Source organism: Saccharospirillum alexandrii, assembly GCF_043641555.1.
GTDB lineage: Bacteria > Pseudomonadota > Gammaproteobacteria > Pseudomonadales > Natronospirillaceae > Saccharospirillum > Saccharospirillum alexandrii_A.
Window position 1 is genome coordinate 781,657 of sequence record NZ_JBHZRJ010000001.1, and the last position, 13,692, is coordinate 795,348.

Sequence of the window (13,692 nt, forward strand, 5' to 3'; positions counted from 1 at the left end):
GGGACGGCTTTAATCCGGTCACGAGACCGGCTAAGGTTGGCGACCCGAATCCGGAACCGACGCAATGAAGCTGCTGCACACCTCCGACTGGCACCTGGGCCGACAATTTCACAACCAGTCACTGCTGGCCGATCAGGCCGGGGTGCTGGATCAGGTCATCGACTATGTGGAAGCGGAACAGATCGACGTCGTGCTGATTTCCGGCGACATTTACGACCGGTCGGTGCCCCCGGCCGAAGCCGTCACCTTGCTAAACCAGACCCTGCGCCGGCTCTGCGTCGACCTGGCGGTGCCGGTGATCATGATCAGTGGCAATCACGACAGCCCCGAGCGTCTGGGCTTCGGCGCCGGGCTGATGCAGGGTGCGGGTCTGCACATTCTCAGCGACCTGGCGCTGGTGGATACGCCCGTCATCATTCCGCACGCCGGGGGCGACGTGGCGTTTTACGGCATTCCCTATTGTCAGCCGGAGCATGTTCGGTCTGTCTTCGACGAAAATGTACGCAGCTTCGACGAGGCCCATACGTTTTTGGTCGAGCGCATCAAAGCGGCGTTTCAGCCGGGCCAGCGACGGGTGCTGCTATCCCACTGTTTTGTCAGCGGCGCCGAGGAAAGCGATTCGGAACGGCCGCTGTCACTGGGCGGGGCCGATACCGTTCGCTGGCAACCGATGCGCGATTTCGACTACGTTGCGCTCGGCCATCTGCACGCGCCTCAGTTCCGGGGCGAAGCTCACATTCGGTATTCCGGCTCACTGATGAAGTACAGCTTTTCGGAAGTGACGCAGAAAAAAGGCGTCACCCGGGTAGAGCTGCCAGCACAAGGCGAAGCAACCATCACGGCCCTGCCACTCACACCAGAGCGGGATCTGCGCATCGTAGAAGGCGAGTTCGATACCCTGATGGCCGAGGGTAAAGATGACCCCCGCAACGACGACTACCTGCTGGTACGCCTTACCGATACTCGCGCCATACTCGATACCCTGAATCAGTTGCGCCAGGTTTACCCCCACGTACTGCATTTGGAAAAACCGGGCCTGGCGCCCGACCGCCCGGCACAGCTGGCCTCCCGCGAGCAACTGAAGCGCACCGAACTGGAACTGTTCGCCGACTTCTTTGAACAAACTCAGGGCGAAGCCCTGAACGACGCCCAGCGTGAGGCGCTGAAAACCGTCATTCAATCGGTGCATCAGAGTGAGGGCCAGGCATGAAGCCACAGCGTCTCAGCATCAGCGCCTTTGGCCCCTTCGCTGGCGAAGAAGTGGTCGATTTCACCCGCTTTGGCGAGTCGGCCCTTTTTCTGATCAACGGCCCGACCGGCGCCGGTAAAAGCAGTCTGCTCGATGCCATTTGCTTCGCCCTCTATGGCGTGACCACCGGCGGCGAGCGCGAAGCCGCCAGCATGCGCTCCGACCAGGCACCCGATGACCTCGACACCTGCATTGTTTTCGACTTTCAACTCGGGGATACCCTCTACCGGATCGAGCGCACGCCCATTCAGCAAGTCGCCAAGAAACGTGGCGAAGGCGTCACGACGCGACAGGCCGATGCCAAGCTGTGGCGCATGCCCCCGGCCTTGCTGCCGTCATCGTTTGACGAGCAGGAAGCTGATTTACTGCCCTTAAAAGGCATTCGCGAAATCAATGACGAGATTCAAACCCTAACCGGCCTGAACGCCGACCAGTTTCGTCAGGTGATGGTGCTACCTCAGGGCAAGTTCCGCGAACTGTTGTTAGTCTCGTCGAACGACCGCGAAGCCATATTCAGTCAGCTGTTCCAGACCCACACCTTCAAAGCCATTGAAGACCGGCTGAAAGAGCAGGCGGCTGAGATCCGCAACCAACGTGACAAGCTCACCGAACGCCTGGCCGGGCATCTCGATTCGGCAGGCGTGGAGACGGCCGAGGCGCTGGATGAACGCCTGGCAGAACTTGCGCCCGTCGTGGAAGCCGCACGCACCAAGCAAGCCGACACGCTCAAGGCCGAAGCCAACGCCCGGCGCGCGCAGGAAGACAGCCAGGCACTGCAACAGCAGTTCGAGCAACTGGCCAAAGACCAGGCGGCCCGGCGCGACTGGGAAACCCAGGCCAAGGCAATCACAGAAAAAGAAGCTCTGATCAGCGCGGCCCGACAGGCGGAAAAACTGGGTCCGGTCTGGGAGCGTCAGCAGCAGAGCCAGCGTAACGAGGCCAAAGAGCAGGAAACGCTCGCGCAACTGACGCAGGCAGTCACCGACCTGGAACAGCAAAAACCGGCCATCGACGCCGAAGTCGCCGCCGCCAGAGACGCCCACGGCGGACTCGATGCGCTGAAATCGGAACAGGACACCCTGACCCGGCTGCGCAGCCAGAGCGAGCAATTGCGAGCGGGTCAAGCGCGCCTCGCGCGCTCCCGTTCAACCGTTGAACAGCTCGACAAAGACACCCGGGCCCGCAGCGAGCAGAAGGCCAGCCTGAACGCCCAGCTACAAAGCCTGGAACGCCAGATCGCGGAATCCGGTGATCTTTCTGCCGAGCAGTTGCGGTTGCAGCATCTGCTGGAGCGGCTGACTCGGCTGGGCAAGCTGAAACGCCGCTGGGTCGAGCTGGATGCAACGGCGACCAAGCAGCACGCCGAGGCCGATCGCTGGCAGCAGGAACTGACCAGCGCCGAAGCCAGCGCCGATGCCCTGAGAACGGAGGCGCTGAAGCAGGAGCAGGCCTGGCATTTGGGGCAAGCGGCTCAGTTGGCGACTCAGTTAAATGAAGGGCAGCCGTGCCCGGTGTGCGGCAGCGAAGCCCACCCACACCCGGCGCAAGCCGATGCCGAACCGGTTAGCCGGGAGCAGGTTGCCCAAGCGCGCACCGCACTGGAAACCCAGTTGGCCGCCGTCAGCAAGGCCCAGCAAGCCCGAGATCGGGCCCGCCACAGCGCGGAAGAGGCAAGCCAGCAAGCACAGCGGTTGCGGGAAGATCTGGAAGAGTACGCCGACCGGTCGATGGAAGACCTGGAGCAGGATTACAAAGTAAACCAGCGTACCCTCAAAACACTGCAGCAACAGGCCGAAGCACTGGCAAGCGCCAAAACCCAGCTGGAGAGTACCCGCCAGAATATCAGCCAGATCGACCAGCAAGACGCCGAAGCCAGGCCGTTGCGCGAGCAGGCCGTGAGCGAAAAAGCCGCCGCCGAGCAGGCGGTCGACAGCCTCGAACAAGCCATTCCCGAAGCCTATCGAGTCGCGGGCGCACTGGAGGCCCGGCTGGGCGAGGTTGCCCGGAACATCGAACAGATCAGCCAGCGTTGGGAGCAGGCCCAGCAAAAGCAAAACCGTTTCAGTGAGACACTCACCGCAGCCAAGGCACGGGTTTCGGACCAGACCAACCGGTTGGCAGAGGCCAAACAGGGCCTGGAAGAGGCCGCCAAGCGCTGGCACTCTGCACTGGAAGACAGCCCTTTCGACGCGGAAGCTGACTTCACCCGAGCGCGTCACGACGAAGCCGAACTTGAGCAATGGCAACGCCAGATCGACGAGCATCGCCAGGCCGGTGAAAAACTCACCTGGTCTATTCAGCAACAGGAAACAGCCCTGGCCGATAAAACCAAGCCAGACCTGGCGCAGCTGGAAGCCGACTGGAAACAGACCCAAGCCGCATTGGAAGCCGTAACCCGCCACTACGATGAACAGCAAGCCCTGCTAAAAGCGGCCACCGACGTAAAAAAACGCATGGCCGAGACCCTGCAGAAAATCAAACAACTGGAAGCCGACTACGGCGTAACCGGCACCCTGGCCGAAGTCGCCAGCGGCAAAAATGGCCAGCGCATCAGTCTGCAGCGGTTCGTACTCAGCGTGCTGCTCGATGACGTGCTGATCGAAGCCAGCCACCGGCTGACCACCATGAGCAAAGGCCGCTACCAGCTGCTGCGACGGCAAGACAGAACCAAGGGTAACGTGGCTTCAGGGCTGGATCTGGATGTCGAAGACGCCTACACAGGCAAATCCCGACCGGTAAACACCCTCTCTGGCGGGGAAAGTTTCATGGCCGCGCTGGCGTTGGCGCTGGGGCTATCGGATGTGGTGCAGGCCTATGCGGGTGGGATTCGACTCGATGCTTTGTTCATCGATGAAGGCTTTGGCTCATTGGACCCCGATTCACTGGATCTGGCCATCGAAACCCTGATGGAACTGCGCGCCAATGGCCGCAGTGTGGGGATTATTTCGCATGTGTCGGAGCTGAAGGAGCAGATACCGCAGCGCATAGATGTGCGGCCTTCGCAGGCGGGTAGCCGGATCGAGATTATTGCGAACTGACTCGGAACCCAAGCTTCGGAGTTACCAGAGAAGACTAGCGGCGGTTGCCGGGTAAGCCCCTGTGGGGGTAGTCCGCAGCAGGGACTAAAACGCCTGGAGCGTTTTAGCATGAGCGCAGCGAGCCCGAAGGGTGAATCCCATGGATGGGATTCATATCATGTGGCCTAGGCCCGAAACGTCGGACCGCCATGGAAGGATTCACGCCGACCCCCACAGGGGCTTACCCGGTGACCGGCGCGGGCCACTGGCACAAGCCCAGCGCAAACTGGGGTTAGACCTTAAACCGAGAAACCACCTGGTTCAGGCCTTCGGCCAACCGCGCCAGCTCTTTGCTGGAGGTTAGGGTTTCATCGGCACCGGTCGCGTTCTGCACAGCGATGTCGCGGATGGAGACCAGATTCCGGTCGACCTCACGCGCCACCTGAGCCTGCTCTTCAGCGGCACTGGCTGAAGCCGTGTTGCGCTCGTTGATCTTCTCGATCAGCGCGGCAATGGCTTGCAGGGCATCACCCGCATCGCGCCCGGCCTCCAGCGTATTGGTAGCGCTGGTATTGCTGTCGCGCATGGCGGTCACCGCCTGGTCGGTACCGGATTCAACGGCATCGATGATGGTTTCAATTTCCTTCGTGGAATCGGCCGTGCGGCTGGCCAGCGCCCGCACTTCATCGGCCACCACCGCAAAGCCGCGCCCGGCTTCACCGGCCCGGGCCGCTTCAATGGCCGCATTCAGCGCCAGCAAATTGGTTTGTTCGGCAATGCCGCGAATCACGTCCAGCACCGAACCGACGTCTGACACCTTCGACGCCAGGGCTTCCATATTACTGGCGGTATCGCCGATGGCTTTGGCCAACCGCTCGATAGCCGCCACAGTGCCACTGACTTTCTCCAGCCCGATTTTGGTTTGGCTTTCGGCTTCGTGTGATTCCTCGGCCGTGCCGGTTGCGTTGCTGGCCACTTCTTCAATGGCCGCCGTCAGTTCGTTCACCGCTGTGGCTGCCTGTTCAATTTCTTCATTCTGGCGCCGCAGATTTTGGGTGCTGTCGTCGGTAACCGCGCTTAATTCCTCTGAAGAGGAGGCCAGCTGTTCTGAACTGGAACTGATTTGCGCCAATGTTTCGCGCAGCGCGGCTTGCATGCGCGACATCGCCGTGACCAGCTGGCTGACTTCATCTTTCCCGCTGTTGCTGACCGCTGTAGTCAGGTCGTTGTCGGCAATGGCATCGGCAAGATCGACCGCTGAACGAAGCGGGCCCGTGATGCTGCGCGTCAGCACCAGTGCTGAAAGCCCCAGCAGTACCACCAGTATGACTACGGCTGAACCTATGGTGATCAGCGCTTGGTTGTAAACCCGGTCGGCTTCAACTGAGGCGGCATCAACCCGGCCTTCTTCGACTGTAATCAGCCCCCGAATAATGCCGCTGAGCGCAGACCCGGCGGGTGCCATTTCGTCGTTACGCAGGTCGGCCACCATGGCGAACTGGCGGTCGTCGATGTGTTCGTAAAGCTGTGCCGCCATCGCCAGGTACTCGCCCTCGGCGGCTTCGTATTCCTCAAAGGCGGCCCGGTCGGCTGGGTTATCGATCAGTTCCAGATACCCTTGTTTGGCTGTCGTCATATTCTCGAGCGCGGCTGTTGCTGCGTCTCGGAATTCCTGCTGGCGCGACCCCATCAAATTGGTGACAACATTGCCCAAATTGACCCTTAGCCGCAGCAACTCGCTGTTCATATCACCCAGCAAAATTTGCTTGGGGACGAGCACTTCATCAATGTACTCGATTTGCTGGTTCAGGCTGTTTAACTGCAACAGGCTGAAAGCGCCCAGCACGATAAACAACACGGCGGCCAAGACAAAGGTTAGGGTCAGACGAACGCCGATAGACAATTGTCGGATCATGGGCGTGCTCCAGGGGCTGGTTGAGTCGGGTGGGTACCGGGCCGGGTGGTCCCTGCGCGGTGTTCAGGAATTGTAATAGAGAATAACGGCCACCGTTCCGTTTTCTTTATGGTTTAGTGGCGTTTTGGGTGTAAATGGGCGGGCAGGGTGTGTTGGTAAGCGCACCAGCCCGTCTGGTGAGACAGGAGCTGGTGCAGCCTAGGGTTTTCAGGCAGCGTTGCTATCGTTGGCTGGATTTTGCTCGGCGTTGTTTTGCGCGGGAGCATCGGCTCCGGTGTCTTCAATCTCGCCTTTGGCCGCTTTTTCAGCGGTTACCCGCAAGGCTTCCAATTCTTCACGCAGCTTGGCTTCTTCCAGTTTCAGGTCTTCCGCTTTCGATTGGTCTTTCTCAACCGTTTTCAGAATATTGATGGCTTCGGTGATGTCACCCGCTTCAATGTGGGCGATGGCATCCGCCTTGCGCTCTTCCAGAGACTCCACCTCAAGCAGCTTTTCCAGCACTTTATCGAGTTTGTTGTTCAGCTTCTGGATGTCTTTGCCGGTGTTTTCCAAGGTTTTTCCTATCAGTTGGTAATCCAAGATCCTACTCCCATGAGTCGCCGCCCGCCGGAGCCGTAATCGGCACCGGTCGTTGCAGGCGGTTTTGTCAAATCGATAACTGGATATTAATACAGTAGTAGCCCGGTAGCAATGCGCGTAACCCGGATGCGCTCATGCACCAGAATGTGTCGCAACTGGACAATTGAAAGACCGGCCAGGGGGTAGAGTTGATGAGCGTTCCCTCTCCCTCACAACAATAAGGAACACGCCATGACCAGTAACGCAGGCAACCGCGGGGTGATCTATCAGGGCCCCGGCCAAGTCTCCATTGAATCCATCGCCTTTCCCGAACTTGCGCTCGGCAGTCGCCGTTGCGACCACGGGGTGATTCTGAAGGTGCTGACCACCAACATTTGCGGCTCCGACCAGCACATGGTACGCGGCCGCACCACCGCTCAGCCAGGCCTGGTGCTCGGCCATGAAATCACCGGTGAGATCATCGAATGTGGCCGGGATGTGGAATTCCTGAAAGCCGGCGACATCGTTTCGGTACCGTTCAACATTGCCTGCGGCCGTTGCCGCAACTGCAAAGAAGGCCGCACCGGCATCTGCCTGAACGTGAACCCGGCGCGCCCGGGTGCCGCCTATGGCTACGTTGATATGGGCGGCTGGGTCGGTGGCCAGGCCGAATACGTTATGGTGCCTTACGCCGACTTTAACCTGCTCAAGTTCCCGGACCGTGACCAGGCCAAAGAAAAGATCCAGGACCTGACCCTGCTTTCAGACATATTCCCCACCGGTTTCCACGGTTGTGTGACGGCGGGCGTCGGCCCGGGTTCTACGGTTTACATCGCTGGTGCAGGCCCTGTGGGGCTGGCAGCCGCAGCGAGTGCTCGCTTGCTGGGCGCCGCCTGTGTGATCGTCGGCGACATGATCGACGAGCGGCTCGACCAGGCACGCAGCTTTGGCTGCGAAGTCATCGACCTGAAACAGGATGCCGAACTGCCCGACATGCTTGAACAAATACTGGGTGAACCGGAAGTCGATTGCTTTGTCGATTGCGTGGGCTTCGAAGCGCATGCCTGTGGTCACAACCACGCTCATGAGCAGCCAGCGACGGTGCTGAACTCCGCGATGAGCGTCACCCGCGCCGGTGGCCAGATTGGCATTCCCGGCCTGTACGTGACCGACGACCCGGGTGCTGCCGAAGAGGCGGCCCAGAAGGGGGCGCTGAGCATGCGTTTCGGCTTGGGCTGGGCGAAATCCCACTCCTTCCACACCGGGCAATGCCCGGTGATGAAATACCACCGCTCGCTGATGCAGGCCATTCTGTTCGACCGGGTGCAGATTGCCAGGGCGGTCAACGTGCAGATGATCAACCTGGATCAGGCACCCAAAGGCTATGCCGATTTCGACGGCGGCGCCGCGAAGAAGTTCGTGATCGACCCGCACGGGTCATTCGCGGCCTGAGAATCAGGGTTACCCATGAATGTGGGCGCAGCGTTGCAGCAGGTAAGGTATATGCGCCCCTAAACCGGGTGTACACTGGCGTTCAGTGCCCGTGTGCACTCTGTTTTAAGGCCCTGACTACAATAAAACCACAGGTGACCCATCGATGCCTCAAGCATTACCCTCAGACACCCTTTCCCGGGTAAGGGCCATTGTGGCCGACCTGAAACACAAGCCCGGCGCCTTGCTCCCCATTCTGCACGAGGTTCGCGATACCCTGGGCCACATTCCCGAAAACGCCGTGCCCGTCATCGCCGAGGGCTTGCAAATCACCCGTGCCGAAGTACATGGCGTGATCAGCTTTTACCACGATTTCAATACCCAGCCGATCGGCAAGCACCGCCTGCAAATCTGCCGGGCCGAGGCCTGCCAGGCCCGCGGCAGCCGCGAGCTGGAACACTATGCCCGGGAGCGCCTGGGCATCGATTACCACCAAACCACACGCGACGGCGAATTCACGCTGGAGCCGGTGTATTGCCTGGGCAATTGCGCCACAGGCCCCTCGGTGCGCATTGGCAACCGCATTCACGGGCGCGTGAGCGCTGAGCGGTTCGACGCCATTCTTGACCAGGCTTTAACCGTGCCGATAGACCTGGAACCGCTAACGGAGGGCGATGCATGATCACCCTCTATGTACCGCGTGATACCACCGCCGTCTCACTCGGCGCCGACGACGTAGCCATAGCGCTGGCACGTGCCGCCGAGGCCAAAGGCATCGACCTCCACATCGTGCGCAATGGCTCGCGCGGCCTGTTCTGGCTGGAGCCTTTGGTGGAAGTTGAAACCGACCAGGGCCGCGTTGCCTATGGCCCGGTCATGCCGGAAGACGTACCCGCCTTGCTCGATGCCGGGTTACTGGCCGGGTTGTTGGAAGGTGCCGCTGACCATCCGTTGCACCTGGGCCTCACCGAAGAGATCCCCTACCTGAAACACCAGCAACGGCTCACCTTTGCCCGCGCGGGCATTACCGACCCGGTGTCTATTGACGATTACCGCGCCCATGGCGGTTTCAAAGGCCTGGAAGTCGCTCTGGCAAAAACCCAGCAACAGATCGTCGACGACATTAAAACCTCCGGCCTGCGTGGCCGGGGTGGGGCGGCTTTTCCGGCCGGCATCAAATGGCAAACCGTGCTGGATGCGAACCCTAAAACGCCGAACAGCCGCTATTCCGGCCAGAAATTCATCGTCTGCAACGCCGATGAAGGCGACTCCGGCACCTTCGCCGACCGCCTGGTGATGGAAGCCGACCCCTACATGCTGATTGAAGGCATGGCCATCGCCGGCCTCGCCGTCGGCGCTGAAACCGGCTACATCTACCTGCGCTCCGAATACCCCCTGGCGCAGGTAGTTCTCAACGACGCCATTGCCAGGGCAGAAGCGGCAGGCTACCTGGGTGACAACATACTGAGCTCCGGCAAGGCGTTTCATCTGGAAGCCCGCCTGGGGGCCGGTGCGTACATTTGTGGCGAAGAAACCTCTCTGCTCGACAGCCTGGAAGGCAAACGCGGTCAGGTGCGGGTAAAACCCCCGCTGCCCGCGCTGAAAGGCGCCTTCGGCCAGCCCACCGTGGTGAACAACGTACTCACCCTCGCCGCCGTGCCCTTTATTCTGGCCGAAGGCGGTAAGGCCTATGCCGATTATGGCATGGGCCGCTCGCGCGGCACGCTGCCATTCCAGCTGACCGGCAACCTGGAACGCGGAGGCGTGGTGGAACTGGCGTTTGGCATTACCCTGCGCGAACTGCTGTACGACTATGGCGGCGGCTCCGCCTCTGGTCGGCCCATTCGTGCGGTTCAGGTAGGCGGCCCGCTGGGCGCTTACATGCCCGAAAGCCAGTGGGACACCCCGCTCGATTACGAAGCCTATGCCGACATAGGCGCGGTAGTTGGCCATGGCGGCATTGTGGTGTTCGACGACACCGTCGACATGCTTGAACAGGCCCGCTTCGCGATGGAATTCTGCGCCGTTGAATCCTGCGGCAAATGCACGCCTTGCCGCATTGGCTCTACCCGGGGGGTTGAGGTAATTGACCGCATTCGCCTGAACGAAAACCGCGATGCCAACCTGACCCTGCTGCACGATTTATGCGACACCCTGGAATACGGTTCCCTGTGCGCTATGGGCGGCATGACCCCCAATCCGGTGCGCAGTGCACTACACTACTTCCCGGACGACTTTGCCCGAACCACCGCGTCACTGACGACGGAGGAGCGTTAACATGCTGCACATCTTCGACCCCAACACCCGTACCGACCGCGACCTGGGCACACCACCGCCCGCGCTGACCGGCAACACGGTTAGCCTGAGCATCGACGGCCATGCCATCGACGTGCCCGAAGGCACATCGGTACTGCGTGCCGCCGCCCTGGCGGGCATCCAGATTCCCAAGTTGTGCGCGTCCGATAACCTCGACGCCTTTGGCTCCTGCCGCCTGTGCGCGGTAGAAATTGAAGGCCGGCGCGGTATGCCAGCCTCCTGCACCACGCCCGTGGCCGAGGGCATGAGCGTACACACCCAGACCGACCGGGTGGCTAAACTGCGCCGCAACGTGATGGAACTCTACATCTCCGACCACCCGCTCGACTGCCTGACCTGCCCGGCCAACGGCGACTGCGAACTGCAAGACATGGCTGGCGCCGTCGGCCTGCGCGAAGTGCGTTACGGCTATGAAGGCGAAAACCACCTCGTTGCCGAGAAAGACACCAGCAACCCCTATTTCACCTTCGATGCCAGCAAGTGCATTGTGTGTTCGCGCTGCGTGCGCGCCTGCGAAGAAGTGCAGGGCACCTTCGCGCTGACCATCGACGGCCGCGGTTTCGATTCCACTGTATCCGCCGGCCAGAACGACGACTTTATGGACTCCGAATGCGTCTCCTGCGGTGCCTGCGTGCAAGCCTGCCCAACCGCCACGCTGATGGAAAATTCCGTGATCGAACAGGGCCAGCCGGAACACTCGGTGGTGACCACCTGCGCCTACTGCGGCGTTGGCTGTTCGTTCAAGGCCGAGATGAAAGGCACCGAAGTCATCCGCATGGTGCCGTTCAAAGATGGCCACGCCAACCACGGCCATTCCTGCGTAAAAGGCCGTTTCGCCTTCGGCTACGCCACCCACCCGGACCGCCTGACGAAACCGATGATTCGCGACAGCATCGATGACCCCTGGCAGGAGGTCAGCTGGGAAGAGGCGATGCAATTCGCCGCCGACCGCATTAAAGCCATTCAGGCCAAATACGGCCGCGACAGCGTGGGCGGCATTACCTCATCCCGCTGCACCAACGAAGAAGCCTACCTGGTGCAAAAACTGGTGCGCACCGCCTTTGGCAACAACAACACCGACACCTGCGCCCGGGTGTGCCATTCGCCCACTGGCTATGGCCTGAAACAAACCCTGGGCGAAAGCGCTGGCACCCAAACCTTCGATTCGGTGATGCAATCCGATGTGATCGTCGTGATTGGCGCCAACCCGACCGACGCCCACCCGGTGTTTGCCTCCCAGCTGCGCCGCCGGTTGCGTCAGGGCGCAAAACTCATTGTCGCCGATCCGCGCCACATCGATTTAATGACCACCCCGCATGGCGGCGAAGCATTGCATCTGCCACTGCGCCCCGGCACCAACGTAGCGCTGATCAACGCCCTGGCGCACGTGGTGGTGAGCGAAAGCCTGGAAGACCGCCTGTTCATCGCCGAACGCTGCGACCCGGCCGAATACGCTGCCTGGAACGCCTTTATTCGTGAAGAGCGCCACTCCCCGGAAGCGACCGAAAGCATCACCGGCGTACCGGCCGAAAGCGTACGCGCCGCCGCCCGCCTGTATGGCAGCGCCCGCAACGGCGCCATTTATTACGGCCTGGGCGTCACCGAACACAGCCAGGGCTCGACCATGGTAATGGGCATTGCCAACCTGGCGCTGGCGACCGGCAACATCGGCCGCGAAGGCGTGGGCGTTAACCCGCTGCGTGGCCAGAACAACGTGCAGGGCAGTTGCGACATGGGCAGCTTCCCGCACGAACTGCCGGGCTACCAGCATGTAGCGCAAGACGGCCCGCGCAAAGCCTTCGAAGATGCCTGGGGCGTAACCATTGACAACGAACCCGGCCTGCGCATTCCCAACATGTTCGACGCCGCCATCGACGGCAGCTTCCGGGGCCTGTATGTGCAGGGCGAAGACATCGCCCAATCTGACCCCAACACCCAGCATGTGGAAAAAGCGCTGAGCTCACTGGAGTGCCTGATCGTTCAGGACTTGTTCCTGAACGAGACCGCCAAATACGCCCACGTATTGCTACCGGGTTCCTCCTTCCTGGAAAAAGACGGCACCTTCACCAACGCCGAACGCCGCATCAACCGCGTGCGCAAGGTAATGCCGCCGCTGGCCGGCAAGGAAGACTGGCAAATCACGCAAGACCTGGCCAACGCCCTGGGCTACGCCATGCACTACGACCACCCGGAACAGATCATGGCCGAGATCGCCAGCCTGACCCCAAGCTTCCGCGGCGTGACCTACCAGAAACTCGACGAACTCGGCAGCATTCAATGGCCCTGTAACGATGCCTACCCGAACGGCATGCCGATTATGCACGAGCAGGACTTCCCGATCGGCAAGGGCCGCTTTGTAGTGACCGACTATGTAGCCACCACCGAACGCGCCAACCGCAAATTCCCGCTGCTGCTGACCACCGGCCGCATCCTCAGCCAATACAACGTAGGCGCGCAAACCCGGCGCACAAGCAACCAAAGCTGGCACGACCAGGACTGGCTGGAACTGCACCCGCACGACGCCGAAGAACGCGGCATTGTTGAGGGCGACTGGGTAGGCCTGACCAGCCGCGCCGGCGACACCGTGCTGCAAGCCAAAATAAGCACCCGCATGCAACCGGGCGTGGTGTACACCACCTTCCACCACCCGGTAAGCGGCGCCAACGTGATTACCACCGACAACTCAGACTGGGCCACCAACTGCCCCGAGTACAAAGTAACCGCCGTGCAATGCGAGAAAGTGGCGCAACCGAGTGCCTGGCAGGAGCGGCACCGGGCGCAGCATAAGAAGCAGTGGGGCCTGCTGAAAACACCAGAACCCACCGAACCGGTGATGAAGTGAGAGCAATGCGATGAGTAGCCAGATCGACACCCTGGTTAAGATGATTAATCAGATTGCTGATAATGCGCCCCGGCAGGAAACCCCGGAGGCCACGGCAGAGGCCGTGGCTGCGCACTTGAAGAAGTTTTGGGCGAAGCCTATGAAGCAGGAGATGCGGGAGTATATTAAAGCTGGTGGGGTTGGGTTGAATGAGGTGGCTGCTGAGGCTGCTTTGCGGTTGTAGGTATAGCCACCAACTAAACGCCGGCCAAATCACAGTGCAGCCTTGCCACCAAAGCGGACAAGTGCGATACCGCTGGGGATTTTTTGTTGCATGCGAGGGTAGATAAGGGTATTTGTAGGGGGGGGGGGGTTAGGTAAGGCG

General features: G+C 60.8%; 9 protein-coding genes. 7 read left to right on the forward strand and 2 right to left on the reverse strand.

Annotated elements, in window-relative coordinates:
- The first annotated feature begins 64 nt into the window (after nucleotides 1-64).
- On the forward strand, nucleotides 65-1,210 hold the full coding sequence (locus ACHUE7_RS03395; RefSeq protein WP_394168733.1) for an exonuclease SbcCD subunit D: 1,146 nt from the start codon (nucleotides 65-67) through the stop codon (nucleotides 1,208-1,210).
- Nucleotides 1,207-4,287, forward strand: coding sequence for an AAA family ATPase (locus ACHUE7_RS03400; protein WP_394168734.1), 3,081 nt, complete (start codon nucleotides 1,207-1,209; stop codon nucleotides 4,285-4,287). Before ACHUE7_RS03395 ends, ACHUE7_RS03400 begins: the two co-directional genes overlap by 4 nt.
- A 271-nt stretch (nucleotides 4,288-4,558) precedes the next feature.
- Here the strand turns inward: ACHUE7_RS03400 and ACHUE7_RS03405 are convergent, their stop codons facing one another.
- Both ACHUE7_RS03405 and ACHUE7_RS03410 read right to left on the reverse strand, forming a co-directional pair.
- On the reverse strand, nucleotides 4,559-6,181 hold the full coding sequence (locus ACHUE7_RS03405; protein ID WP_394168735.1) for a methyl-accepting chemotaxis protein: 1,623 nt from the start codon (nucleotides 6,179-6,181) through the stop codon (nucleotides 4,559-4,561).
- Between the two features lie 207 nt (nucleotides 6,182-6,388).
- On the reverse strand, nucleotides 6,389-6,760 hold the full coding sequence (locus ACHUE7_RS03410) for a hypothetical protein (protein ID WP_394168736.1): 372 nt from the start codon (nucleotides 6,758-6,760) through the stop codon (nucleotides 6,389-6,391).
- Nucleotides 6,761-6,991: 231 nt separating this feature from the next.
- Here ACHUE7_RS03410 and fdhA point away from each other — a divergent pair, with 231 nt between their 5' ends.
- From fdhA to ACHUE7_RS03435, 5 genes are all read left to right on the forward strand, one after another.
- Nucleotides 6,992-8,191 carry a formaldehyde dehydrogenase, glutathione-independent gene (fdhA, locus tag ACHUE7_RS03415; protein ID WP_394168737.1) on the forward strand — a complete coding sequence of 400 codons (1,200 nt, stop codon included), beginning with the start codon at nucleotides 6,992-6,994 and terminating at the stop codon, nucleotides 8,189-8,191.
- Between the two features lie 145 nt (nucleotides 8,192-8,336).
- Nucleotides 8,337-8,852 (forward strand): formate dehydrogenase subunit gamma, encoded by a 516-nt coding sequence (locus tag ACHUE7_RS03420; RefSeq protein ID WP_394168738.1) that lies wholly within the window; start codon nucleotides 8,337-8,339, stop codon nucleotides 8,850-8,852.
- Nucleotides 8,849-10,447 (forward strand): formate dehydrogenase beta subunit, encoded by a 1,599-nt coding sequence (locus ACHUE7_RS03425; RefSeq protein ID WP_394168739.1) that lies wholly within the window; start codon nucleotides 8,849-8,851, stop codon nucleotides 10,445-10,447. The genes ACHUE7_RS03420 and ACHUE7_RS03425 overlap by 4 nt, the downstream gene beginning before the upstream one ends.
- A 1-nt stretch (nucleotide 10,448) precedes the next feature.
- Entirely contained in the window at nucleotides 10,449-13,328 is a 2,880-nt protein-coding gene (fdhF, locus tag ACHUE7_RS03430) for a formate dehydrogenase subunit alpha (RefSeq protein ID WP_394168740.1), read from the forward strand.
- A gap of 10 nt (nucleotides 13,329-13,338) precedes the next feature.
- Nucleotides 13,339-13,551, forward strand: coding sequence for a formate dehydrogenase subunit delta (locus tag ACHUE7_RS03435; protein WP_394168741.1), 213 nt, complete (start codon nucleotides 13,339-13,341; stop codon nucleotides 13,549-13,551).
- The last annotated feature ends 141 nt before the right edge of the window (nucleotides 13,552-13,692 follow it).